Below are 20,980 nucleotides of genomic sequence, written 5' to 3' on the forward strand. Positions count from 1 at the left end.
CCCCGGGCTTGCGGAGGCGGGTTTGCGGAAGCGGATGTCGGCCTGCCGGTATTACAGGTATTCGACGTTGCCGTCCACGCTGATGGCCTGGCCCGTGACGTTCGCGGCCGCCGGCGTGGACAGGAACAGCACCATCGCGGCGATGTCCTCGGCCGACACCATGCGGCGCAGGGAGATCCTGTCGAGATACTGCTGCCGCATGGCCGCCTCGTCCAGGCCCAGGGCCTGGGCGCGCGCCGCGATGACGCGGTCCATGCGCGGGCCGGCGACGACGCCGGGCAGGACGGCATTGACGCGGACGCCTTCGGGGCCGAGCTCCGCCGCCAGGGATTTCATCAGCCCCACGACGGCCCATTTCGTTGCGGCGTAGGGCGTGCGGAAGGGATAGCCCAGGCGGCCCGCCACGGAGGACATGGCGACGATGTGCGGACTGTGTGCGGATCGTTTCAGGTGAGGGACGGCATGGCGCAGGAAATAGAACTGGCTGTTCAGGTTGGTGCCGACCGTGCGCTCCCAGTCGGGGGTGGCCAGCGCGTCGATGCCGCCGGTGGGGCCGGCGATGCCGGCATTGTTCACCAGCACGTCCAGGCCGTCCATCGCCCGCACGGCTTCGTGCACCGCCTGCGCGGCGGCCTCTTCCCGGCCGACGTCGGCGACGGCGCCCAGGGCGGCGGGGTGGCGCCGGCGGAAGCCGTCCAGCGCCTGCGCATCGATGTCGCAGACGTACACGCGGGCGCCCGCTTCCAGGAAGCCTTCCGCGATGGCGGCGCCGATGCCGGCGGCGCCGCCGGTGACCAGGACCTTCAGCCCCGGGGGAACCCGCAATCGTTGGGTGATCGACATGTCAGATCCTCAGTCCGCCGGTGACCTCGATCACCGCGCCGTTGATGTAGCTGGCCTCGTCGCTGGCCAGGAAGGCGTAGAGATGGGCGACTTCTTCGGGCTGGCCGAGGCGGCGCAGCGGGACCTGCTCGCTCATGCGCGTCAGCACGCTGTCCGGCACGCTGTCGAGCATGGGCGTCTGGATGAAGCCGGGCGCCACGGCGTTCACCCGGATGCCCTTGGGGCCGAGTTCGCGGCACCAGGTCCGGGTGAAACCGATGACGCCGGATTTGGCGGCCACGTAGTTGGTCTGGCCGAAGTTGCCGTAGAGTCCGACCACGGAGCTGGCGTTCAGGATGACGCCGCTGCCCCGTTCGATCATGCCGGGGACGACGGCCTGGGCGGCATTGAAGACGCCTTTCAGGTTGACGTCGATCACGGCGTCGAATTGCGCCTCGGTCATTTTCTCGAAGCGGGCGTCGCGCGTGATGCCGGCGTTGTTCACCAGGATGTCGATCCGGCCGAACCGCGCCAGGATGGCGTCGACCGCTTGTCCCATGCTGGCTCGGTCGGTGACGTCGGCCGCCAGCCCGATGGCGGTCGCCCCGGCGCCGCGGCAGCCGTCGAGGGTGTGCCGCACGGCGTCCTCGTGGACGTCGCACGCGACGACGGCGGCGCCTTCCTGGGCGAACCTGAGTGCGGTTGCCGCGCCGATTCCGCGTGCGGCGCCGGTAATCAGTGCCACCTTGCCTTGTAGTTTCATGCTGATCCTCGTCTCCCGACCTGTGTGGAATGTGCCTGTATGGATGTGCCCGCATGGCCGTGCCTGCCCCGGCCTGCCGGCGCAGGCCGCGCGCGGCCCTCGGGAAAGAGTAATCGACTCCCGGATGGATGATAAGATCGATTCCGGACGCACGCATATCTTTATCGGAAACACCGTTCATCATGCGAAATCGCCCGCCCACCTATAACGAACGCATCTACGCGCCCTACAAGATCGCCGCCCTGGTGGAGGTGCTGGCCGAGCAGGGGATCCCGCCCGCGCGCAGCCTGCAGGGCACCGGGGTGGACGAGAACCGCATCTACGACGCCACGGCGCTCACGTCGATCCGGCAGTACGTGGAAGTCTGCGGCAATGCCCTGGCCCTGTCGGCCGACCCCGCCACGCCGTTCCTGACGGGTTCGCGGCTGCATCTCTCCGCCTATGGCATGTACGGCTATGCCCTCATGTCGTGCCTGCAGATGCGCGATTACTTCCTGCTGGGCGTGAAATACCACTCGCTGGCCACGCCGACCCTCACCATCGAGTGGGCGGAGCGGGACGGCCGGGCGGTCTGGACCTTCCCCGATGCGATCGTGTGCAACGAATCGCCGGACATCCGCCGCTTCCTGATCGAGCAGCAGTACACCCAGCACGTGACGCATCTGCAGGACGTGTTCGGCCGGCCCTGCTTTCCCGTCAAGGCGTATTTCTCGTACGCGGCGCCCGCCCATGCCGCGATCTACGAGCGCTTCCTGGGCTGCCCCTGCGAATTCGGCCATGCGCAATGCGAGCTGCACTACGATGCGGCCATCCTGGACCAGCGCCCCCTGCTGGCGCACCGGCTGACGGCGGCCGTGCTGCAGCAGACCTGCGAAGGCCTCATCAGCAACGCCAGGACCCTGGCGGGCATGGCGGGCGAGGTCTATCAGCGCCTGCTGCGCCGGCCCGGGGAGTTCCCCGGCATGGAGGCGATCGCGGCCCAGCTGGGCATGACCTCGCGCAACCTGCGGCGGCACCTGCGCGCGGAAGGCACCTCCTTTTCGGCGATCCTGGACGACGTGCGCTCCTCCCTGGCGGTGGAATACGTGCGCACCACCGAGATGAACGGCGACGACATCGCCTTGCTGCTGGGATTCTCCGAGCCTACCAACTTCCGCCGCGCCTTCAAGCGCTGGACGGGCAAGACGACGCGGGAATACCGGCAGGCCGCGGATCCGGACTAGCGCGGCCGCGCCCTCCGGCCCGGTCTCACGCCGGCCCGGCCTCCGGGTCCGCGGGCGGCGCCGACGCCCGCAGCGCGATCAGGTGCAGCGCCAGCCGCTCCCGCACCGCCTCGGCCTGCGCGGGCGTCCAGGCGCGCAGGCCCCGGCCGGTCCGCATGCCCAGGTGGCCCCGGCCGAGCAGCTCGCCAAGGAGCGGCGAGGGCTCCTTGCCGCCGTCCAGGTCGGGAAAGAGGATGCGGTGGACCTCGCGGGTCAGTTCGAGCCCCACGAGGTCCGCGTTCTCCATCGGCCCCAGCACGGGCAGCCGCATCCCGAAGCTCTGCTTGACGACCTGGTCGATGGTCTGCGCGTCGCACACCCCGCGCTGGACGAGGGCGATGGCCTCGCGCCACAGCGCGTGCTGCAGGCGGTTGCCGATGAACCCCGGCACGTCCTGCAGGACCTTGACCGGGGATTTCCCGGCCGCTCGCAGGAGCGCGAAGGTGTCCTCGAAGACGGCGTCGGACGTGTGATCGGTGTGCACGACTTCGACGAGCGGGACGAGATGCGGCGGGTTCCACCAGTGCGTGCCCACGAGGCGCGAGCGCGCCTGCGGATCGAGGTCCTGCCCGATGCGGGTGATCGGGATGACGGAGGTGTTGCTCGCCAGGATCGCGGACCGCGGGGCCGCGGCGGCGATGTCGGCGAAGAGCCGCTGCTTGAGCTCGATCCGCTCGGGCGCCGCCTCGATGACGATGCCGGCGCCGGCGACGGCCTCGTCCAGCGAGGCGCGCAGGCGCAGCCTGGCGAGGATCGCGCCGGGCTCCTCGCCCATCTGCTCCAGGTTGCGGGCGATGTGCCCGGGCGCCGCCCGCAGCACGTCTCCGTCCGCGTCGCCCAGGGCCGTCTCGTGGCCGGCCGCCGCGAACACCTGGGCGATGCCGCGCCCCATGAGGCCGGCGCCGATGACGGCCACCTGGATTTTCCGTTGCGCGCGTGTCTTCAATGCCGTGTCCCTCCGGTCCGCTTCCGGCCCAATTCCGGTCGTATGGTTGCGGGCCATGCTACGCGGACGGGCGGTGCGCGATAAGATCCCGGGAGGACATTTAGGGGTGCGGAGAGGACATCGCGCCGTGCGGGCCGCCAGCCCCGAAGCGCCGCGCCCATTGCGCGGTGGCCTCGGGCCAGAAGGCCTGCGGCGTGGCGGCGGGCAGCTCGGCGAATCCCAGGGACCGCCAGGCCGTCCGCAGGCAGTCCAGGGGGCGCGACACGTCCAGCGCGGGCGCGTGGTTCTGCTTGGACAGCTTGCGCCCCTGCGCATCCACGACCAGCGGCACGTGCAGCACGCGCGGCGGGGTCAGCCCCAGGGCGCGCGCCAGCTGCCGCTGGCGGGCCGTGGAATCCAGCAGGTCGGCGCCGCGCACCACGTCGGTGACGCCCTGCTCGCCGTCGTCCACCACCACGGCCAGCTGATAGGCCCACAGGCCGTCGGCGCGCCGGACGATGAAGTCCCCGACTTCGGCGGCCACGTCCTGGGACTGCGGGCCCAGCCAGCGGTCCACGAAGGTCTCCACGCCCGGTTCGACGAGAAAGCGCCAGCTGCGGATGGGGCGCTGCGCGGGGTGGGGTGGTGCGCCGGCCGGCAAAGCGGCGTTTGCGGCGGATGCCTGCGGTGTGTCCCGTGGCGCGCCGGCCGGCCGGCAGGTGCCGGGATAGGGGCCGGGCGGCAGCTCGCGCCGCACGCAGGCGCAGCCGTAGACGCGCCCGGCGGCCCGCAGCCGGGCGAACGCGCGCCCGTACAGGGGATGGCGCCGCGTCTGCCACACGGGCTCGCCGTCCCAGCGCAGGCCCAGGGCCTCCAGCTGCCGCAGGATGACGCGGTCGGCGCCGGGCACGGTGCGGGGCTCGTCGATGTCCTCGATGCGCAGCAGCCAGCGGCCGCGGTGCGCGCGGGCGTCCAGGTAGCTGGCCAGGGCCGCGACCAGCGAGCCGGCGTGCAGGGGGCCGCTGGGGCTGGGCGCGAAGCGGCCCACGTACGCGGGCCCGCCCGCCGCCGCGGCGGGCCGCGCCGCGTCCGGCGGGGCGGCGGATTCGTTCGGCTGGGTCATCGGGGGCGGGGGGGCCGGGAGCGGAAGGCCGGCGGCCGGTGGCGCGCGGCAGGGCGCCTGGGCCGTCCGGGACGGAGGGCTCAGTGGGACTGCCGGCCTTCGTCGTCGGTCAGCAGTTCCTCGAACACCAGGTGGTCCACCTCGGCCTCCTGGCTCCAGAGGACCATCAGCGCCAGGACCTTGATCTCGGCCAGGGACAGCGGCGAGTGGTCGGCCGCCTGGGCCGCCTCGATCAGGATCTCGCGCAGCACCGGGGACAGGCTGCCGGAATTTTCCAGGAAGCTGATGAAGCCGATGGCCTCGGTGCCCAGCGCGGCGTATTCCTCGTCGGTGTAGACGCGCGCGGCGTCGCGCTGGGCGTCGCGCATGACGGCCAGCGGCAGGCAGCGCTCGGTGGTGCTGGCCAGGTCGCGCAGCCAGTTCAGCGCGTCGTCGATGTCTTCGTGCTCGAACCCGGCGGCCGCCAGCTTGCTGGCCAGGACCTCGGCGCGCGGGCAGGCCTGCGGCGTGTAGTAGTTCTCGAAGAGATAAACCAGGATGTCGTACATGGCGGATGGCGAGGCGATATTCCCTGATAGTGTACTTGGCTTGGGGCGGATGGTGGCCAGCGGGAATTCACTATGCCATGGAATGACGCGTGTCTTGCCTATCGTCGTACCTTAGGGCGGATTCCAGGCGGCTCCATTCAGGGACGACTAAGGGATTTCGATAGTGGTCATACATCAGATGTCTATGATAAAACCCGTAATATTACAGAAACGAAAAAATTTTGATTCGTTTTTGTTTGTTTTTTGTGGATCTTCGTTCGATCCGGACATGCAAGCGACAGGGCTACAGGAGGCTCAGATGAAGCATTCCTTCAGGCATTCGATGGCGGCGGCATGCGTGCTGCTCGCGTCGGCAGGGGGGGCCATGGCTGCCGACGTACGCGTCATGTGCTATCAGGACGGCGTGGAGTGCGAGGTGACCGCCGATCTCGCATAGCGGTTCGAGGCGCAGAATCCGGGCATCCACGTCATCGTGGACACCGTGCCATTCCGGACGATCCTCGAACAGCTGCCCGTCCAGCTGGCGGCGGGGCGCGGGCCGGACATTGCGCGCGTCACGGATCTCAACGGCTTGTCCAAATACTATCTCGACATTTCCCCCTACCTGAAGGACCGGGAATACTGGGACAGGAACTTCGCCTCCACGGCGGCCTGGCTGCGCCCCTCGCCCGACGCCAAGGGCATTTATGGGTTCATGTCCCAGCTGACCCTGACCGCGCCCTTCGTCAACAAGACCCTGTTCGAGCAGGCCAATGTCGCCTTGCCGGGACCGAAGGCGACCTGGGACGACTGGGTCCGGGCGACCCGCCAGGTCGCCCAGGCGACGCGGGTGAAGGCCGCCATGGCCTGGGATCGTTCGGGGCATCGGTTCGCCGGTCCCGCGATCAGCTATGGCGCCGCCATCTTCGACTCGCGGGGCGAGCTGACGATCGACGAGGGCTACGCCACGACGGTCAGGAAGTTCGTCGGCTGGAACAAGGACGGCACGATGCTGCGCGACGTGTGGGTCGGCACGGGCGGATCGACGTATGCGGATTCCCTGGACGAGTTCATCAACGGCAATGTCGTGATGGTGCTGTCCGGCAGCTGGCAGATCGGCCGCCTGCAGCGCAGCATCGGCGATGCGTTCGACTGGGTCGCGGTTCCCAATCCCTGCGGCACGGCGGCGTGCAGCGGCATGCCGGGCGGCGCCGCGTGGGTGCCGCTGAAAGTCGGCCATGCGCACAAGGAAGCCGCCGCATTCCTGGACTTCCTGGCCTCCGAGCCGGCCTACGAGGAATTCACGAGCCGGACCAACAACATTCCGGCCCATGCGGGGCTGGTCGCCAAGGGCGTCTCCTATCCGGACGCCGACCGGGCGGCCGGCGATGCGCTGAAGGCGATCAGCGCCACCGCGCCGAGCGTGGCGCCCGCCGCCTATCGCCTGCAGGGCTACAAGTACAACCGGGCGATCATGCTGCCGACGGTGACTCGCGTGACCCAGGCGATCGTGGGCGAGCTGACGGTGGACGAGGCGATTGCGCGGATCCGGTCCGACATGCAGGATGCCTTGCGCCAGGCGCGGCAGTAGATCGGCGCGGCTGCCGGTGCCGAAGCCGCCGCCGGTGCCCGTGCCCGAGGCGTCCCGGGCTTCGCCGCGGCGCGGCCGGGAGGCTGCCGGTCCGGCCTTTTTTGCAGGATTTCTTCGATGAACGTCCTCTCGCCGTTTTTCAATCTGTTCGAGCCGGTCTTCGCCTGGTTCCAGCGCCGGCTGGGCTTGTCCCGCCTGGGCTGGCTTTTCGTGGGACCGAACCTGATCCTGTTCGGCATCTTCACCTTCGTGCCCATCGCGATCAACTTCGTGTACGCGACGACGGGCGGGGTCAAGCTCCTTCCCTTCGAGCGTCCGTTCACGGGCGCGGAGAACTTCCGGACGCTTTTCCAGTGCGGCGACTACCTGGACCTGTCCACCTGCAATCGGGACATCTTCTGGCGCGCGATCCTCAATACGCTGGAGTTCAGCCTGCTGCAGGTGTCGCTGATGCTGGTTTTTTCCGTCCTGACGGCGGTGGTGCTCAATCGCAAGATCCTGGGCAGGGGCTTCTGGCGCGGCGTGTTCTTCTATCCGGTCCTGCTGTCGCCGGTGGTCGTCGCGCTGCTCTGGAAATGGATGCTGCAAAGCCAGGGCGTCCTGAATGCGGGACTGGCGGCGGCGGGGCTGTCGCCGGTCAACTGGCTGTCCGACGCGGGCTGGGCCTTCTTCTGGACGATCTTCGTGTCGATCTGGGCCCACATGGGGTTCTATACCCTCATCCTGCTGGCGGGGCTGCAGGCCATCCCGCGCGATATCTACGAAGCGGCGGAAATGGACCATGCGAGCCCGTGGCGGACGCTGACGCGCATCACTTTGCCGCTGCTCATGCCCAATCTCGTCGTGGTGCTGGTGCTGGCCGCCATCCGCGCCGTCCAGATCTTCGACGAGGTCTTCGTCCTGACCGGCGGCGGCCCCGGTTCGGCCACGACCTTCATCGTGCAGTTCATCTATCAGACCGGGTTCGCCGAGCAGATCCACCTGTACGGGCTGGCCGCGGCCGCTTCGCTGGCGCTGGCCGCCTTCCTGGTGGTGCTGACCCTGCTGCAGCTGAGGCTGGGCCGCGCGAACGAGCGGGCGGGAAAGGAGGGCTAGGACATGGGTCTCTTCCGATTCCTGTCGAGAACGCGCGGGCGGGGCCGCCTGCACTGGACCGACGTGCTCAGCTACGCCTATCTGTTCATCGGCCTGCTGATGATGTTCGGGCCGGTGGTGTGGCTCGTGATGTCTTCGCTGAAGACCGAGGCGTCCATCGGGCAGTTTCCGCCCACATTTCTGCCGTATGCCCAGCGTGTCGTCCAGGTGCCCGGCCATGAAAAGCCCCTGCCCGTCTTCGACGTGAAACAGCCCGACGGCAGCGTGAAGACCCTGGCCCAGGTGCGCCGCGTGGGCCTCACCGCCACGATGGTGGATCCGGATGCGCCGGGCAAGACGCTGCGCGTCGGCATCGACGACCGCTCTCCCGTCAACCAGCTGTCGTTTGCCTGGTGCAATTACACGGACATATTCGGCAAATTCACGTTCGGCACCTATTTGTGGAACAGCGTCTTCATCACGGTCGTGGCCACCGTGCTGACCCTGCTGCTCAATTCCATGGCCGCGTTCGCGCTGTCGAAATACCGTTTCAAGGGAAGCAGGGCCGTCTTCCTGCTGATCATCGCCACTCTGATGGTGCCGCCCACGATCATCCTGGTTCCCGTCTTCCTGGTGATCGACCAGGTGGGGCTGCTGAACGATTTATGGGGGGTCATCCTGCCCGCGGTGGCCAGCCCCACGGGCGTGTTCCTGCTGCGGCAGTACATGCTGACCATCCCCGATGAACTGATCGAGGCCGCGCGCATGGACCATGCCAGCGAATGGCGCATCTACTGGCGCATCATGCTGCCTCTTTCGGCGCCGGCGCTGGCCGTGCTGGCCATCTTCTCCGTGATGTGGCGCTGGAACGACTTTCTTCTGCCCTTGATCGTGCTGTCGAAGAGCGACGTATTCACGCTGCAATTGGCGCTCAACTCCTTCCAGGGAGAGCTCAATACGCAGTGGCATTATCTGCTGGCCATGACCGTCATCACGCTCGTCCCCGTGACGGCGGCGTTCGCCTTCCTGCAGCGCTACATCGCGGCCGGCATCGCAAGCGCCGGCGTCAAGTGATCCGTCCGGCTTTTTTTCAGGAACCTGCGCGTGTCCACTCTTGAACTCCGATCCGTCCGGAAATCGTTCGATCAGACCACGGTGATCCCCGGTGTCGATCTCCAGGTCGACCATGGGGAATTCGTCGTCTTCGTCGGGCCGTCCGGTTGCGGAAAGTCCACCCTGCTGCGCCTGATCGCCGGCCTGGACGCCCCCAGCGGCGGCGAGATCCTGATCGACGGCGAGTCCGTCATCGACGTCGGCGCCGCGGACCGGGGCTGCGCGATGGTCTTCCAGTCCTATGCGCTGTATCCGCACATGACCGTATACGCCAACATGGCGTTCGGCCTGGAGAATGCCCGCGTTCCCCGGGCCGACATCCGGGAAAAGGTGCGGCAGGCCGCCGCCTTGCTGCGCCTGGACCAGCTGCTGGAGCGCAAGCCCACCCAGCTCTCGGGGGGACAGCGCCAGCGCGTGGCGATCGGCCGCGCGATCGTGCGCAATCCCAAGATATTCCTGTTCGACGAACCCCTGTCCAATCTGGATGCGGAGCTGCGGGTCTCCATGCGCGCCGAATTGCGCGATCTGCACCAACGCCTGCGGGCGACCATGATTTACGTCACGCATGATCAGGTCGAGGCGATGTCCATGGCCGACAAGATCGTCGTGCTGCGCGCCGGCCGCATCGAGCAGGTGGGCACGCCGCAGCAACTGTACGAGCGGCCCTGCAACACGTTCGTGGCGGGCTTCATCGGCAGCCCGCGCATGAATTTCCTGCCGGTCGGGAGCGCGCGGCAGGATCCCGTCCTGGCTTCCCGCGTCCCGCCGGGTGCGCGTCGGGTGGGCATACGCCCCGAGCACTGGGTGCCGGCCCCGGAGGGCGGCGGGCTTTCCATGACGGTGACGGGCCGCGAGTATCTGGGCGCGCAGTGGCTCGTCCGCGCGCGGCTGGGCGACGGCACGCTCGTCGAGGCGCTGATGGCCGGTGGAACCGGCCTGGAGCGGGAGCCGGTGATCCGCCTGAGCGCCGCGCCGGAGCACGTGCATGCGTTCGATGAAAACGACCAACGGATCGACCCACTGATCGAGAGGACCTGAAACCCTATGACCCCATTGAAGACAGCAGGCTGGCAGATGAGCCCGGGCGCGGCGGATGCCGACGCCCGGGCGATATTGGATGACGGAGGAGAGCTGCGGCTGGTGTTCCTCTCGCCCACCATGGCGCGTTTCAGCTGGCGGCCCGCGCAGGGCTTCCGGGAACCGCGCACGTGGGCGATCAGCCCCGTGCCGGGGCGGGATGTGCCCTGGGACGGACGCGAACGCGACAGCCTGGACGGATTCGAGAGGCCGGCACTCGCCTGCCATGAGCAGGCGCCGCTGCAGCTGTCCACGGGGCGCCTTGCCGTCCGCCTGCAGGGATCGGCGCATCGGCCCATCGGGCTGGAGTGGGTGGATCCGCGGACCGGCCGCCTGTACCAGTCGGACCGGGCAACGAGCGCGTACCTGGCGGAGACCCGCACCGGGTTGTTGCGCCACTGCGTGGCGCGGCACCCCGAAGAACGGTATTTCGGCCTGGGGGACAAGACGGGCCCGCTCGATCTGCACGGACGGCGGCTGCGCTGCATGGGCCAGGATTCATTGGGCTACGATGCCCGGACCGGCGATCCGCTGTACAAGCACTGGCCGTTCGTCCTGACGCGCACGGTCGATGGGCTCTGGACGGGGGTCTATTACGATACGCTTGCGGCCTGCACGTTCGATCTGGGCTGCGAGCACGACAACTATCACGGTTTTTTCCGCACGGTCGAGATCGACGACGGCGATCTCGATTACACCATCATGGTGGGCGAGACGCCCGCCGAGGTCGTGGCGCAGTTCGTTCGCCTGATCGGCGGCACGCACCTGCCGCCGCGCTGGTCGCTGGGCTATGCGCAGACGGCCATGGGCCTGCCCGATGCGCCCGATGCGCAGCAGCGCCTGGACGCCTTCATCGATCAGTGCGCCGAGCACCGGATCCCGATTTCAGCCTTTCATTACGGGTCCGGTTATTCGAGCCGTGGCAAGCGGCGGTACGTATTCACCTGGAATCGCAGCAAGTTCCCGGACCCGCGGGCGATCAACGCCAAATTCCACGCCGCGGGGATGCGTCTCGTGGCCAACCTGAAGCCGTGCCTGCTGGACGATCACCCCGCCTACGAGTCTCTGGCGCGGGAAGGCGCGTTCATTCTGCATCGGGGCAGCGGCGAACCCGTTCTGGAGCCCTTCTGGGATGGACAGGGTTCGCATCTGGACTTCACGCGCGACCAGGCCGTGGCCTGGTGGCAGCGGCAGTTGAAGGAACAGATCCTCGACCAGGGCATCGACGTCGGCTGGAACGACAACAACGAATACGCCATCCAGGCCGAGGACGCCTATTCGGCGGGCTGGGGGCGGCCGATTCCGATGCACCGCAGCCGTCCGCTGCACAGTCTGCTGATGACCCGGGCGACGTTCGACGCCCAGCGGGACCATGCGCGCGCCCAGGGCGACGATCAGCCCGTGTATACCGTGACGCGGGCGGGCCCTCCGGGCTTGCAGCGCTATGCCCAGACGTGGTCGGGCGACAATTCCACCAGCTGGAAGACCTTGAAGTGGAACATCCGGACGGGCCTGCAAATGAGCCTGTCGGGCATGTTCAACATCGGCCATGACGTGGGCGGGTTCTGCGGTCCCGTGCCGGACCCGGAACTGTTGCTGCGATGGGTGCAGGCCTGCAGCCTCAATCCGCGGATGGTGATGAATTCCTGGAAGACGAACGGCGTCACCAACCTGCCCTGGATGCACCCGGAAGTCGAGGATGCCGTGCGCGACGCCATCAATCTGCGCTATCGCCTGATGCCTTATCTTTGGCAGTGCGTCGAGCAGGCGTGCCGGGACGACGTGCCGATCATCCGGCCGACCTTCTTCAACTTTCCCGGTGACGACCGGTGCTTCGAGGATTCCGACGACTTCATGCTCGGCGACTGGCTGTTGATCGCCCCGGTCGTCGAGGAAGGACTGGTGCGGCGGCGCGTCTATCTGCCGGTGCTGCCGCAGGGCGGCCGCTGGTTCGCCCTGGATACCGGAGAAGCGTTTGAGTCGGGGCGGTGCCACGAGGTCGAGGCGCCCCTGGAGCGCCTGCCGATCTTCGCGCGCCAGGGGGCACGCATTCCCGTGTCATCCCCCCGGCCCGGGAAGCTCGCCGCCCACGACGATCCTGTCAGCGACGTGCTGACTTTCTAGCCCTGCGGACGCCGGGTCCGGAACCCGGCGTCCGCAGGGGCTCAATCCGCCCCGGCCTCCAGGTCGATCAGGGTCGCGCCTTCGGTCACCTGGTCGCCGACGGCGTAGAAGACCTCCCGCACCGTGCCGTCGTGCGGCGCTTCGATGGTGTGCTCCATCTTCATGGCCTCCATGACGATCAGCGGCGTGCCGCGCGTCACCACGTCGCCCGCCGCGACCGCGACCGACAGGATCTTGCCCGGCATGGGGGCGCTCAGGCCGCCGGCCGCGTCGTCGGCGGACGCGGCCGCCAGGGCGAGCGGGTCGCGCCATTCCAGCGTCTGGCGCCGGCCCTCGGCGAAGACGTCCAGGCGCGCGCCGTCGCGGTGGACGTCGCCGCGCGCCTCGGCCTCGCCCAGGCGGACGCGGACGCGGGCCGGGTGGCGTCCCTCGGCCTGCCAGTGGAAGTCCTGGGCGGGGCGGTCGTCCACCGCCAGGGTCCAGTCCCGGCCGTCGCGGCGCAGATGCACGGCGCGTTCGCCGCGCGCGTCCTTCACGACCAGGATGCGCTCGTAGCGTCCGCCCACGCGCCAGCCGTCGGCCTGGCTCCAGGGGCCGGCGTCCGCCGCCAGGGCGCCGGGGCGGGCGAGGCCGTCGTGGTGCAGCAGCGCGGCGGCGGCCAGGGCCAGCGCGCCGTCCTCGCAGTCCCGCGGCGCGGGGAACAGGCGCTCGTGCTCGCGTTCGATCAGCCCGGTGTCCAGGTCGGCGGCGGCGAAGGCCGGGTCGTCCATCAGGCGGCCCAGGAAGGCGATGTTGGTCTGCACGCCGGTGGCGCGCACCGCGCCCAGCGCGCGCAGCATCCGCTGGCGGGCCTGCTCGCGGTCCTGGCCGTGGACGATCAGCTTGGCGATCATCGGGTCGTAGTGCGGCGAGATCGTGTCGCCTTCCCGCACGCCGCCGTCCACGCGCACGGGGCCGGTCTGGAAGACCACGTGCGGCGGCCATTGCAGGGCGTCCAGGCGGCCGATGCTGGGCAGGAAGTCCTTGTCCGGATTCTCGGCGTAGATGCGCGCCTCGATGGCGTGGCCCTGGATGCGCAGCTGGTCCTGGCGCAGCGGCAGCGGCTGGCCGGCGGCCACGCGCAGTTGCCATTCCACCAGGTCCTGGCCGGTGATGGCCTCGGTGACCGGGTGCTCGACCTGCAGCCGGGTGTTCATTTCCATGAAGTAGAAGCGCCCGTCGGGCTCGGCGATGAATTCCACCGTGCCGGCGCCGACGTAGCCGACGGCCTGGGCGGCGGCCACGGCCGCGCGGCCCATGGCCTCGCGCCGCTCGGGCGTCATGCCGGGGGCGGGGGCTTCCTCGATGACCTTCTGGTGGCGCCGCTGCACCGAGCAGTCGCGCTCGAACAGGTGCACGCACTGGCCGTGCGTGTCGGCGAAGACCTGGATCTCGATGTGGCGCGGCTTGGTCAGGTAGCGCTCGATCAGGACCTGGGCGTTGCCGAAGCTGCTGGCCGCCTCGCGCTGGCAGGAGGCGAGGGCAGCCTGGAATTCGGCGTCGGCGTGGACGATGCGCATGCCCTTGCCGCCGCCGCCCGCGCTGGCCTTGATGAGCACGGGGTAGCCGATGGTGCGGGCCTGCTCCTGGAGGAAACCGGCTTCCTGGCGCTCGCCGTGGTAGCCGGGCACCAGGGGCACGTCGGCGCCGGACATCAGGGTCTTGGCGGCGGACTTGCTGCCCATGGCGGCGATCGCGTCCACCGGCGGGCCGACGAAGACCAGGCCGGCGTCGGCGCAGGCGCGGGCGAATTCGGCGTTTTCCGACAGGAAGCCGTAGCCCGGGTGGACGGCCTGGGCGCCGGTGCGGCGGGCGGCGTCCAGGATGGCGTCGGCGCGCAGGTAGCTGGCGGCGGGCTCCGGGCCGCCGATGCGCACGGCGCGGTCGCAGGCGTGGACGTGGCGCGCGTCGGCGTCGGCGTCGGAATAGACGGCGACGGTGCGGATGCCCATGCGGCGGGCGGTGGCGGCGATGCGGCAGGCGATCTCGCCGCGGTTGGCGATGAGGAGGGTGTCGAACACGGCGGTTTCCTTACATTCTGAACACGCCGAAGCGGGTGGCTTCGGCCGGGGCGTGACGGGCGGCGGCCAGGCCCAGGCCCAGCACCCGCCGCGTGTCGGACGGCGCGATGATGCCGTCGTCCCATAGCCGCGCGGTGGAATAGTAGGGATGGCCCTCGCGCTCGTACTGGGCGCGGATGGGCGCCTTGAAGGCGTCTTCCTCGTCGGCGGACCAGGCGCCGCCCTTGCGTTCGATGCTGTCGCGCCGCACGGTGGCCAGGACGCTGGCGGCCTGCTCGCCGCCCATGACCGAGATGCGCGCGTTGGGCCACAGGAACAGCAGGCGCGGGCCGAAGGCGCGGCCGCACATGCCGTAGTTGCCGGCGCCGAAGGAGCCGCCGATCAGCACCGTGAATTTCGGCACCGAGGCGGTGGACACGGCCGTGACCATCTTCGCGCCGTGGCGGGCGATGCCTTCGTTCTCGTATTTGCGGCCCACCATGAAGCCGCTGATGTTCTGCAGGAAGACCAGGGGGATATTGCGCTGGCAGCACAGTTCGATGAAGTGCGTGCCCTTCTGCGCGGCCTCGGAGAACAGGATGCCGTTGTTGGCGATGATGCCCACCGGCATGCCGTAGATGCGCGCGAAGCCCGTGACCAGGGTGGTGCCGAAGCGCGCCTTGAATTCCTCGAAGTCGGAGCCGTCCACGATGCGCGCGATGACCTCGCGCACGTCGTAGGGCTTGCGCGTGTCCTGGGGGATGATGCCGTCCAGCTCGGCCGGGTCGTACAGGGGCTCGGCCCAGGGGCCGGGCGCGGGCGGGGCCGGGCGGTTGAGCCGCGCCACCGCGTCGCGCGCCAGGCGCAGCGCGTGGGTGTCGTTCTCGGCCAGGTGGTCGGCCACGCCCGACAGGCGGGTGTGCACGTCGCCGCCGCCCAGGTCCTCGGCCGAGACTTCCTCGCCGGTGGCGGCCTTGACCAGGGGCGGGCCGCCCAGGAAGATCGTGCCCTGGTTGCGCACGATGATGGATTCGTCGCTCATGGCGGGCACGTAGGCGCCGCCGGCGGTGCAGGAGCCCATCACCACGGCCAGCTGGGCGATGCCCATGGACGACATGACGGCCTGGTTGTAGAAGATGCGGCCGAAGTGGTCGCGGTCGGGAAAGACCTCGTCCTGGTTGGGCAGGTTGGCGCCGCCCGAATCGACCAGGTAGATGCAGGGCAGGTGGTTCTGCTGGGCGATTTCCTGGGCGCGCAGGTGTTTTTTCACCGTGAGCGGGTAGTAGGTGCCGCCCTTGACCGTGGCGTCGTTGCAGACGATCACGCATTCGGTGCCGCCCACCCGGCCGATGCCGGTGATCAGGCCCGCGCCGGGCGAGGCGTTGTCGTAGACGTCGAGCGCCGCCAGCGGCGACAGTTCGAGAAAGGGGGTGCCGGGATCGAGCAGGCGCTCGACCCGCTCGCGCGGCAGCAGCTTGCCGCGCGCCAGGTGCCGGGCGCGGGCCGTTTCGCCGCCGCCCTGCGCCGTGCGGGCGATGCGCTCGCGCAGATCGTCGACCAGCGTCCGCATGACGCGGGCGTTGTCCTGGAATTCCTGGGATCGTGGGTTGATGCGGGACTCGATGACCGGCATGTCGGTTCCTGGAAGTAAAGAAAAATGGCCTGCATGCTGCACGGATTCATCAGACTGTGGGGGCCAGTTTCAAACTTGTGGCATCTCCCCACGTCGCGCCTTGCAAGGCGCTCCGATTCGTCGGGCACCGGGCAGTCCGCAGGGGCTGCCCGGTGTCCGGACTCATCCGCGGGTACTGCGTGGGATTTACAGCATTTCGACGGCCAGGGCCACGGCTTCGCCGCCGCCGATGCACAGCGAGGCGATGCCGCGCTTGCCGCCGGTCTTGCGCAGGGCGCCGATCAGCGTGGTCAGCAGGCGCGCGCCGGAGGCGCCGATGGGATGGCCCAGGGCGGTGGCGCCGCCGTGGATGTTGACCCGGTCGTGCGGGATCTTCAGGTCGGCCATGGCGGCCATGGTCACCACGGCGAAGGCTTCGTTGATCTCGTACAGATCGACGTCGCCGGCCTGCCAGCCGGCCTTGTCCAGCAGCTTCTGGATCGCGCCGACCGGGGCGGTGGTGAACCACTGCGGATCGTGCGAGAACTGGGTGTGGCCGACGATGCGCGCCAGGGGCGCGGCGCCGAGTTCCTTGGCCTTGGCGGCGCTCATCACCACCAGCGCCGAGGCGCCGTCGGAGATCGAGGACGCGTTGGCCGCCGTGATCGTGCCGTCCTTCTTGAAGGCGGGCTTGAGCGTCGGGATCTTTTCCGGCATGGCCTTGGCGGGGGCCTCGTCGGTGTCGATCACGGTGTCGCCCTTGCGGCCCTGGACCGTGACCGGCGCGATTTCCCACTTGAAGCTGCCGTCCTCGGTGGCCTGGCGCGCGCGGCGCAGCGATTCCAGGGAGAAGGCGTCCTGCTGCTCGCGCGTGAAGCTGTACTTGGAGGCGCAGTCCTCGGCGAACACGCCCATGGCGGTGCCGCGCTGGTAGGCGTCTTCCAGGCCGTCCAGGGCCATGTGGTCGTAGACCGTGGAATGGCCGTAGCGGTAGCCCTGGCGGCCCTTGAGCAGCAGATAGGGGGCGTTGCTCATGCTTTCCTGGCCGCCGGCCACCACCACCTCGGCCGAGCCGGCCTTGATGATGTCGTGGGCCAGCATCACGGCCTTCAGGCCCGAGCCGCAGACCTTGTGCAGGGTGCTGCACGCGACGCTTTTGGGCAGGCCCGCGCCCAGGGCGGCCTGGCGGGCGGGTGCCTGGCCCTGGCCGGCCTGCAGGACGTTGCCCATGATGACTTCCTGGACGGCGTCGCCGGCGATGCCCGCGCGCTCGACGGCGGCCTTGATCGCGATGGCGCCCAGTTCATGCGCGGCCAGGCCGGACAGGCTGCCCATCATGCCCCCCATGGGGGTGCGGGCGGCGGATACGATGACGATGGAATCGGACATGGTGAGGCTCCTTTCTCTTGCTCTAGAGGGTATCCGTTGAATCGCTCCGGGGCGGCCGCGAATGGCCGTCCGGCGGCTGCAGCCTGCGCGACTGGTCATAGGGGAAGATGTCCTCGATGCGACCCTGGGCGGCGCGCGCGCGGCAGTCCTGCCACCATTGTGCATCCAAAAGCGGCGCGTGGTATTTCAGGAAGGCGGCGCGCACCCGGGGGTCGCCCAGCAGGAACCGCTCGAACTCTTCCGGGAAGACGTCGTTGGCGCCCACGGGGTACCAGGGTTCGCCGGACATCTCGGCCTCCTCGTTGGGGGCGGGCGGGATGCGGCGGAACTGCATTTCGGTCATGCGCTGGATCTCGTCGTAGTCGTAGAAGACCACGCGGCCCAGGCGGGTGACGCCGAAGTTCTTGTACAGCATGTCGCCGGGGAAGATGTTGGCGGCGGCCAGCTCGCGGATGGCCTGGCCGTATTGCTGCACGGCGGCTTCCAGGGCGGCGTCGGAGGCGCTGGCGAGGAAGATGTTCAGCGGCGTCATGCGGCGTTCGATGTAGACGTGGCGCAGCACCACCAGGCCGTCGGTCTCCTCCAGCAGGCTGGGGACCTCGCGGCGCAGGCCTTCGAGCAGGCGCGGCGAGAAGCGGCTGCGCGGCAGGGCGACCTGGGAATATTCCCAGGTGTCGGCCATGCGCCCGACGCGGTCGTGCTTCTTCACCATCTGGTACTTGCGCCGCACCGTGGCCTCGTCCATGCCGTCCTTGGCGATGCGGTCGCGGATCAGCTTGAACACGTAGGGATAGGACGGCAGGGTGAACACCGTCATGACCATGCCCTGGATCCCCGGCGCGTAGTCGAAGGCGTCCCGCGAGTGCGACAGGTGGTGCAGGAAGTCGCGGTAGAACAGGGTCTTGCCCTGCTTCTGCAGGCCGATGGTGGTGTAGATCTCGGCCTTGGGCTTGCGCGGGAACAGCGAGGACAGGAAATCGACGTAGGCCGCCGAAGCCTCCATGTCCACCAGGAAATAGGCGCGCGTGAAGCTGAACAGCGTGCTCAGGTCGTCGCTGGTGTGCAGCAGGGCGTCGAACTGGATGTGGCCCGAGGGCGTGTGCAGCAGCGCCACGGCGAAGGGATGGATGGCGGTCTGGTTGATCAGGCGGCCGACGATGTAGGCGCCCTTGTTGCGGAAGAACAGGGTGTTGAGCACCTGGATCTGGCAGTCGGGCGCCAGCCGCTTGCCCAGGCCGCGCGGCAGGGTGCGGCGCAGGTGGCGCAGGCCCATGCGGGCCATGCGCCGCACGTCCGCCGGCAGGTCGTGATAGGGCGCGGCCAGGCCGAAGTCGGCCGCCATGCGGGTCAGGCTGGGCAGCAGGCCCTCGGTCAGCGGATAGTAGGCCCGGTAGGACGGGTGCTCGCCGTCGATGTAGTCGGTCGCCACCGCCGGGCGCACGAACAGGAAGTCGTTGTTGAAGTAGTTGCGGTGCAGGATGCGGCAGGACACCGAGTTGAAGAAGGTCTCGGCACATTCGGGCTGGCGGTGGCCGGCCAGCAGGGTGATGTAGCTGGTCTTGGCGGCCAGCCAGAATTCGATCTGCTCGCCGGTCAGGGCCGTGTCCGGCGCGGTGTGGGCGCGGGTGGTGCCGCGCAGCGCCTGGCCCAGGGCCGCCGCGCATTCCCGCACGCGGGTATCGTAGTATTCGATGCGCTCGCGCGAGAGCTGCTGGATGCCGTGCCAGTCGCCCGATTCAAACAGCGCCTTGGCGCGCTGCGCGCTGTAGCGGAACAGCGAATAGTGGCGGTCGAATCCGGCCAGGATCATGCGCGCCACGGCCTCCGGGGACTGGCCCCGGGGCGCGACGGGCTCGATGCGGCGGTGGTCGCCGGTGTCGTCCATGGCTGCGCGGCTCCTGGGTCGGGTTCAGGCGGTTTCGCCGAACAGCTCGCGGCCGATCAGCATGCGGCGGATCTCGCTGGTGCCGGCGCCGATCTCGTAGAGCTTGGCGTCGCGCCACAGGCGGCCGGTGGGGTAGTCGTTGATGTAGCCGTTGCCGCCCAGGATCTGGATGCCCTCGCCGGCCATCCAGGTGGCCTTCTCGGCGCAGTACAGGATGACGCCGGCGCAGTCCTTGCGCACCTGGCGCGCGTGGCCGGCGCCCAGCCTGTCGAGGTTCTTGCCGACCGTGTAGCAGAAGGCGCGGCAGGCCTGCAGGGTGGTGTAGAGGTCGGCCAGCTTGCCCTGGATGAGCTGGAATTCGCCGATCGGCTGGCCGAACTGCCTGCGTTCGTGCACGTAGGGCACGACCACGTCCATGACCGCCTGCATGATGCCCAGGGGGCCGGCCGCGAGCACGGCGCGCTCGTAGTCCAGGCCGCTCATCAGCACCTTGACGCCGCCGTCGACCTCGCCCAGCACGTTCTCGGCCGGGACCTCGCAGTCCTGGAACACCAGCTCGCCGGTGTGCGAGCCGCGCATGCCCAGCTTGTCGAGCTTCTGCGCCACCGAGAAGCCAGGGAAGGTCTTCTCGACGATGAAGGCGGTGATGCCGCGCTGGTGGGCCTCGGGCCTGGTCTTGGCGTAGACCACCAGGGTGTCGGCGTCCGGCCCGTTGGTGATCCACATCTTGGTGCCGTTGAGCACGTAGCGGTCGCCGCGCTTCTCGGCGCGCAGCCGCATGCCGACGACGTCCGAACCCGCGCCGGGTTCGCTCATGGCCAGCGCGCCGATCCGTTCGCCGGAGATCAGGCCGGGCAGGTATTTCTGCTTCTGCGCTTCGGTGCCGTTGCGGTGGATCTGGTTGACGCACAGATTGGAGTGCGCGCCATAGGACAGGGCGATGGACGCGCTGGCGCGCGAGATTTCCTCCATGGCGATCATGTGCGCCAGGTAGCCGAGGTTGGCGCCGCCGTAGGCCTCGGCCACGGTCACGCCCAGCAGGCCCAGGTCGCCGAACTTGCGCCACAGGTCCATGGGGAACTGGTCGTCGCGGTCGGCCGCGGCGGCGCGCGGGGCGATCTCGGCTTGGGCGAAGTCGCGCACCGCCTCGCGCAGCATGTCGAGGTCGGAGCCGAGGTCGAAGTTCAGGCCGGGCAGGTTCATGGGGTGGTCTCCTGGTGTCGTGGGTGGCGCGCCCGCAGCAGCGCTTCGCATTCGGCCTGCTGGCGGCGGATTTCTTTCAGGGTCTCGTCCAGGTCGCGCCGCTGCTGTTCGAGCTTGGCGCGGTGGCTGGCGAGGACTTCGGCGTACTGCCGCAGCTGCGCTTCGCTGTTGGCGCCGCCGCGGTCGTACAGGTCGATCAGGGTGACGATTTCGGCCAGCTGCAGCCCCAGCCGCCGCCCGCGCAGGGCGAGCTTGAGCCGCGTGCGGTCGCGCGGGGCATAGACCCGGTTGCGGCCTGCGCGCGCCGGGCTGACGATGCCCTGATCCTCATAGAAGCGGATCGTGCGCGGCGTGATGCCGAATTCGCGGGCAAGCTCGGAAATCGTCCAGGTGGCTTGGCTCATGGGGTGGGATGCGGCGATGGGTGGATCGGCCGGCGGTTCGGTCGGGG

17 protein-coding genes and 1 pseudogene are annotated in these 20,980 nt (G+C 69.0%); 7 read left to right on the forward strand and 11 right to left on the reverse strand.

Translation table 11 applies throughout. The annotated features are described in order from the left end of the window. Positions 1-51: 51 nt before the first annotated feature. Together BN940_RS01385 and fabG are read right to left on the reverse strand one after the other, a co-directional pair. Positions 52-843, reverse strand: a complete 792-nt coding sequence (locus BN940_RS01385) for an SDR family oxidoreductase (protein WP_043679335.1) — start codon at positions 841-843, stop codon at positions 52-54. A 1-nt stretch (position 844) separates the two neighbouring features. Next, entirely contained in the window at positions 845-1,585 is a 741-nt protein-coding gene (fabG, locus tag BN940_RS01390) for a 3-oxoacyl-ACP reductase FabG (RefSeq protein WP_043679338.1), read from the reverse strand. A 182-nt stretch (positions 1,586-1,767) separates the two neighbouring features. Here fabG and BN940_RS01395 point away from each other — a divergent pair, with 182 nt between their 5' ends. Continuing rightward, entirely contained in the window at positions 1,768-2,808 is a 1,041-nt protein-coding gene (locus tag BN940_RS01395) for an AraC family transcriptional regulator (protein ID WP_043679341.1), read from the forward strand. 25 nt (positions 2,809-2,833) lie between these two features. Here the strand turns inward: BN940_RS01395 and BN940_RS01400 are convergent, their stop codons facing one another. The 3 genes from BN940_RS01400 to BN940_RS01410 form a co-directional block, all read right to left on the reverse strand. Then, entirely contained in the window at positions 2,834-3,763 is a 930-nt protein-coding gene (locus BN940_RS01400) for a 3-hydroxyacyl-CoA dehydrogenase family protein (protein WP_148305014.1), read from the reverse strand. A gap of 130 nt (positions 3,764-3,893) precedes the next feature. Next, positions 3,894-4,895 (reverse strand): tRNA glutamyl-Q(34) synthetase GluQRS, encoded by a 1,002-nt coding sequence (gene gluQRS / locus BN940_RS01405; protein WP_084330440.1) that lies wholly within the window; start codon positions 4,893-4,895, stop codon positions 3,894-3,896. 80 nt (positions 4,896-4,975) lie between these two features. Further along, positions 4,976-5,443: a Smg family protein gene (locus BN940_RS01410; protein WP_043679343.1), complete on the reverse strand. Its 468-nt coding sequence runs from the start codon at positions 5,441-5,443 to the stop codon at positions 4,976-4,978. Between the two features lie 298 nt (positions 5,444-5,741). Here BN940_RS01410 and BN940_RS19585 point away from each other — a divergent pair, with 298 nt between their 5' ends. The 6 genes and pseudogenes from BN940_RS19585 (at position 5,742) to BN940_RS01435 (ending at position 12,401) form a co-directional block, all read left to right on the forward strand. Further along, a complete protein-coding gene (locus BN940_RS19585) occupies positions 5,742-5,879 on the forward strand; it encodes a hypothetical protein (protein WP_242404243.1) in 138 nt (45 codons plus the stop codon). Between the two features lie 12 nt (positions 5,880-5,891). After that, a pseudogene (locus BN940_RS01415) lies at positions 5,892-7,013 on the forward strand (ABC transporter substrate-binding protein); the annotation flags it as partial. 117 nt (positions 7,014-7,130) lie between these two features. Then, positions 7,131-8,108, forward strand: a complete 978-nt coding sequence (locus BN940_RS01420) for a carbohydrate ABC transporter permease (protein ID WP_043679346.1) — start codon at positions 7,131-7,133, stop codon at positions 8,106-8,108. A 3-nt stretch (positions 8,109-8,111) separates the two neighbouring features. Next, a complete protein-coding gene (locus BN940_RS01425; protein ID WP_043679349.1) occupies positions 8,112-9,161 on the forward strand; it encodes a carbohydrate ABC transporter permease in 1,050 nt (349 codons plus the stop codon). Positions 9,162-9,191: 30 nt separating this feature from the next. Continuing rightward, positions 9,192-10,238 (forward strand): ABC transporter ATP-binding protein, encoded by a 1,047-nt coding sequence (locus BN940_RS01430; protein WP_043679352.1) that lies wholly within the window; start codon positions 9,192-9,194, stop codon positions 10,236-10,238. Between the two features lie 6 nt (positions 10,239-10,244). Further along, on the forward strand, positions 10,245-12,401 hold the full coding sequence (locus tag BN940_RS01435; RefSeq protein WP_084330441.1) for a glycoside hydrolase family 31 protein: 2,157 nt from the start codon (positions 10,245-10,247) through the stop codon (positions 12,399-12,401). Between the two features lie 41 nt (positions 12,402-12,442). On the opposite strand, the gene BN940_RS01440 is transcribed toward BN940_RS01435, so the two are convergent. The 6 genes from BN940_RS01440 to BN940_RS01465 all read right to left on the reverse strand — a co-directional run bounded on the left by BN940_RS01440 (position 12,443) and on the right by BN940_RS01465 (position 20,933). After that, positions 12,443-14,461, reverse strand: coding sequence for an acetyl/propionyl/methylcrotonyl-CoA carboxylase subunit alpha (locus tag BN940_RS01440; protein ID WP_043679355.1), 2,019 nt, complete (start codon positions 14,459-14,461; stop codon positions 12,443-12,445). A gap of 10 nt (positions 14,462-14,471) precedes the next feature. Then, complete coding sequence (locus tag BN940_RS01445; RefSeq protein WP_043679358.1) at positions 14,472-16,073, reverse strand: carboxyl transferase domain-containing protein; 1,602 nt, start codon at positions 16,071-16,073, stop codon at positions 14,472-14,474. 186 nt (positions 16,074-16,259) lie between these two features. Continuing rightward, complete coding sequence (locus BN940_RS01450) at positions 16,260-17,441, reverse strand: acetyl-CoA C-acyltransferase (RefSeq protein ID WP_043679362.1); 1,182 nt, start codon at positions 17,439-17,441, stop codon at positions 16,260-16,262. A gap of 22 nt (positions 17,442-17,463) precedes the next feature. Then, a complete protein-coding gene (gene aceK / locus BN940_RS01455; protein WP_043679364.1) occupies positions 17,464-19,326 on the reverse strand; it encodes a bifunctional isocitrate dehydrogenase kinase/phosphatase in 1,863 nt (620 codons plus the stop codon). A 24-nt stretch (positions 19,327-19,350) separates the two neighbouring features. Next, positions 19,351-20,529: an isovaleryl-CoA dehydrogenase gene (locus BN940_RS01460; protein WP_043679367.1), complete on the reverse strand. Its 1,179-nt coding sequence runs from the start codon at positions 20,527-20,529 to the stop codon at positions 19,351-19,353. Continuing rightward, entirely contained in the window at positions 20,526-20,933 is a 408-nt protein-coding gene (locus tag BN940_RS01465; RefSeq protein ID WP_043679369.1) for a MerR family transcriptional regulator, read from the reverse strand. Before BN940_RS01465 ends, BN940_RS01460 begins: the two co-directional genes overlap by 4 nt. Between the last annotated feature and the right edge of the window lie 47 nt (positions 20,934-20,980).

It is taken from the genome of Castellaniella defragrans 65Phen (genome assembly GCF_000612685.1).
In the GTDB taxonomy this organism is placed as follows: domain Bacteria; phylum Pseudomonadota; class Gammaproteobacteria; order Burkholderiales; family Burkholderiaceae_B; genus Castellaniella; species Castellaniella defragrans.

Coding starts and splice junctions, on each gene's coding strand:
- aceK (WP_043679364.1), bottom strand. CDS start 19,326: ATGGACGACACCGGCGACCACCGCCGCATCGAGCCCGTCGCGCCCCGG.
- BN940_RS01385 (WP_043679335.1), bottom strand. CDS start 843: ATGTCGATCACCCAACGATTGCGGGTTCCCCCGGGGCTGAAGGTCCTG.
- BN940_RS01420 (WP_043679346.1), top strand. CDS start 7,131: ATGAACGTCCTCTCGCCGTTTTTCAATCTGTTCGAGCCGGTCTTCGCC.
- BN940_RS01395 (WP_043679341.1), top strand. CDS start 1,768: ATGCGAAATCGCCCGCCCACCTATAACGAACGCATCTACGCGCCCTAC.
- BN940_RS01435 (WP_084330441.1), top strand. CDS start 10,245: ATGACCCCATTGAAGACAGCAGGCTGGCAGATGAGCCCGGGCGCGGCG.
- BN940_RS01450 (WP_043679362.1), bottom strand. CDS start 17,441: ATGTCCGATTCCATCGTCATCGTATCCGCCGCCCGCACCCCCATGGGG.
- BN940_RS19585 (WP_242404243.1), top strand. CDS start 5,742: ATGAAGCATTCCTTCAGGCATTCGATGGCGGCGGCATGCGTGCTGCTC.
- BN940_RS01445 (WP_043679358.1), bottom strand. CDS start 16,073: ATGCCGGTCATCGAGTCCCGCATCAACCCACGATCCCAGGAATTCCAG.
- fabG (WP_043679338.1), bottom strand. CDS start 1,585: ATGAAACTACAAGGCAAGGTGGCACTGATTACCGGCGCCGCACGCGGA.
- BN940_RS01425 (WP_043679349.1), top strand. CDS start 8,112: ATGGGTCTCTTCCGATTCCTGTCGAGAACGCGCGGGCGGGGCCGCCTG.
- BN940_RS01460 (WP_043679367.1), bottom strand. CDS start 20,529: ATGAACCTGCCCGGCCTGAACTTCGACCTCGGCTCCGACCTCGACATG.
- BN940_RS01410 (WP_043679343.1), bottom strand. CDS start 5,443: ATGTACGACATCCTGGTTTATCTCTTCGAGAACTACTACACGCCGCAG.
- gluQRS (WP_084330440.1), bottom strand. CDS start 4,895: ATGACCCAGCCGAACGAATCCGCCGCCCCGCCGGACGCGGCGCGGCCC.
- BN940_RS01465 (WP_043679369.1), bottom strand. CDS start 20,933: ATGAGCCAAGCCACCTGGACGATTTCCGAGCTTGCCCGCGAATTCGGC.